Annotated in this window: 3 protein-coding genes; 1 reads left to right on the top strand and 2 read right to left on the bottom strand. The window is 52.4% G+C overall.

Annotated elements, in window-relative coordinates; genetic code table 11:
- On the top strand, window positions 1-828 hold an 828-nt coding region (tsf, locus tag WBC85_RS01565), incomplete at its 5' end, for a translation elongation factor Ts (protein WP_424432928.1).
- Between the two features lie 437 nt (window positions 829-1,265).
- Here the strand turns inward: tsf and WBC85_RS01560 are convergent.
- Entirely contained in the window at window positions 1,266-2,027 is a 762-nt protein-coding gene (locus WBC85_RS01560; protein ID WP_424432927.1) for a helix-turn-helix transcriptional regulator, read from the bottom strand.
- Complete coding sequence (gene aroQ, locus WBC85_RS01555; RefSeq protein ID WP_424432926.1) at window positions 2,024-2,461, bottom strand: type II 3-dehydroquinate dehydratase; 438 nt, start codon at window positions 2,459-2,461, stop codon at window positions 2,024-2,026. The genes WBC85_RS01560 and aroQ overlap by 4 nt, the downstream gene beginning before the upstream one ends.
- Between the last annotated feature and the right edge of the window lie 220 nt (window positions 2,462-2,681).

The raw sequence follows: 2,681 nt of genomic DNA, 5'->3' as shown, positions 1-2,681 counted from the left end.
GCAGGCATGATGGACGCCAAAAAGGCGCTCACAGAAACAAACGGCGATATGGAAGCAGCAGTCGACTGGCTGCGCACCAAGGGCCTTGCGAAAGCAGCAAAGAAATCCGGCCGTACAGCGGCAGAGGGCCTTGTGGCTGTTGCCGTTGAAGGTGGCAAAGGCGTTGCGGTTGAAGTTAACTCCGAAACCGACTTCGTTGGCAAGAACGCTGAATTCCAGCAAATGGTTGGCGGTATCGCGGCTGTTGCGATGGGCGTTTCGGACGTTGTCGCACTGGCGGGCGCAGACATGGGCGGCAAGCCTGTTTCTGAAGTCCTGACAGACAAGATCGCGACAATCGGTGAAAACATGTCCCTGCGTCGCATGTCAGTTGTCGAGGGCACTTCTGTTGTGTCCTACGTGCACAACGCCGCGACAGAGGGCATGGGCAAGATCGGTGTTCTGGTTGGCCTTTCCGGCGCAAACGACGCGTTCGGCAAGCAGGTTGCGATGCACATTGCAGCAGCAAACCCTGCAGCTTTGTCCGAAGCGGATCTGGATGCTGAAACAGTCGAAAAAGAAAAGCAGGTTCAGATGGATATCGCACGCGAGTCCGGCAAGCCTGAAGCAGTGATCGAAAAGATGATCGTTGGCCGTATGAATAAGTGGCTCGCCGAGAGCACGCTTCTGGGTCAAGCTTTTGTGGTGAACCCTGATCTGACAGTTGCACAAGCGGCGAAAGAAGCAGGCGTTGAAATCACTGGCTATGTTCGCCTTGAAGTTGGCGAAGGTATCGAAAAGAAAACAGAAGATTTCGCTGCTGAAGTTGCGAAAACAATGAAGGGCTAATAGCCCTTCATCTGTAAAACGTTAAAGGCGCCGCATGTTAAGTCATGCGGCGTTTTTGTTTGGCCAGGCAAAACCATGCGTTAAAACGAAAAAAGCGACGCCCCCGAGGGGGAGCGCCGCCAATATTCGATCGCGAGCCCGTACATTGGGGATGAGGCAAGCTCGCGATGCAATACCGGCCAGGCGGCGGACTATTCACCGCCCGGACCGGCACCGGACTTCTCCGGCTTAGAAAGGTAGAGCCTTGCAATCACAAGGTTAACTTCCTTTAAGTTCCTAGGCTAAAGCCACCACTCACGGAACACGTTTACTATGCGTCATGTAGCGGCTGACCAAAAGTATAGGATTCCATACCTTAATTGGATTAACGAAAAATTAACGCGGATATTGACGGATGGACGCTTTGTTGGACGTGCAAAGCAACTCTCAAAGCGCGTCTAGATGCCATCCACGATAAACATCTGATTCTGGAATGATGCCTTGAGCACCGCTTGTGCGGTTGTTTCAACGCTCAGAACTTCGCGGGCCAAGCGGAGGTGTTTTTCAACGGTCGCAGCCGTTAACCCCATTAGCATCGCGATATCCTGAGTCGTCTTGCCATCGCCAACCCATTCCAGGGCTTCGCGCTGGCGTTTCGTCAGCGAACGGCCTTGGGTTTGATGGGGCAGGGTGACGATTTTCAGATGTGCGACATTGTTCATCAGAACGATGTCATTCCCATGTTCAGCCCAGATCGCATCCGCTTCGTCCTGGGACATGCCTGCGCGCGCCGTCAGAGCGATTGCGCCCTTTGAGCGCGAGGTAATCGCCTTGAAACTGATCGAATAGCCTGCTGTGACACCGTGTTCCTGGTTAATAGCAATGATATGCTTTTCACGTTCGGTCAGTGTGCCGCGCGCCATTTCATCCCAGAGATACCGCCAGCTGCATGCGCCCACATTATGCAACGCCCAACGCACCATAGGCGCGTCGCGGTACAGGTTGCTGCCCATGAAAAGCTTCATATATTCTGGATTGTGATTGGTCAGCAGGATGAAATCTTCCGGATCACCCATGGATGTCTCGGACATAAAATGGGAAAACCCGTAGATGATCCGATCAAACCCGTATTCGGCCATTTTCTCGCAATGAAGTTTCCACAGCGCTTCTGCAGTTGGTGCTGACGTCAACTTCTCAAGGAACTGGCGCAATTGGCTCATTTTGAGCCTTTCACATGTGCCAGCAACGCATCAAGCGCCAAAAGATAGCTTTGCGCTCCAAACCCGGCAATCTGTCCAACAGCGACCGGCGCAATGTAGGAATGATGGCGAAACGGTTCGCGTGCGTGGATATTGCTGAGATGCACTTCAACGCAAGGCAGCTCTACAGAAGCAATCGCATCATGCAGGGCCACAGACGTATGTGTATAGGCGCCAGCGTTCAGGATAATCCCGTCTTGCGCGGTCTTGGCCGCATGGATCGCATCAATCAGTGCGCCTTCGTGATTGGATTGCACGAAGGTGATCTCGGCGACAGGGGCATGTTCGCGGCACATCGTTTCGATGTCACTTAGCGTGGTCGTGCCGTATACCTCTGGCTGGCGCGTGCCAAGCAAGTTGAGATTAGGTCCGTTCAAGATCAATACGCGGGTCATTGCGGGCTCACATTCATTGGTGAGCTACTTTGGCTTATCTAAGCGTTGTGTGTCTAGTGGGGAAAGGTCTGATTTTATTAGATTTTGACGAAGGCACGTTAGGTTAGTCATAGGGGCTGCAAAGCACCAAGTGCGGTCGCTTGTCTCAATCGGGACATATAGAAGGATAAGCTTTTTATTATATAAACAAGGGTTTTGGGTATCTATAAAAAACACATAA

Source organism: Planktotalea sp. (assembly GCF_049680325.1).
Lineage (GTDB): Bacteria > Pseudomonadota > Alphaproteobacteria > Rhodobacterales > Rhodobacteraceae > Planktotalea.
The sequence above is the reverse complement of the archived record's forward strand: the minus strand, read 5'-3'. Positions and strand labels throughout refer to the sequence as shown.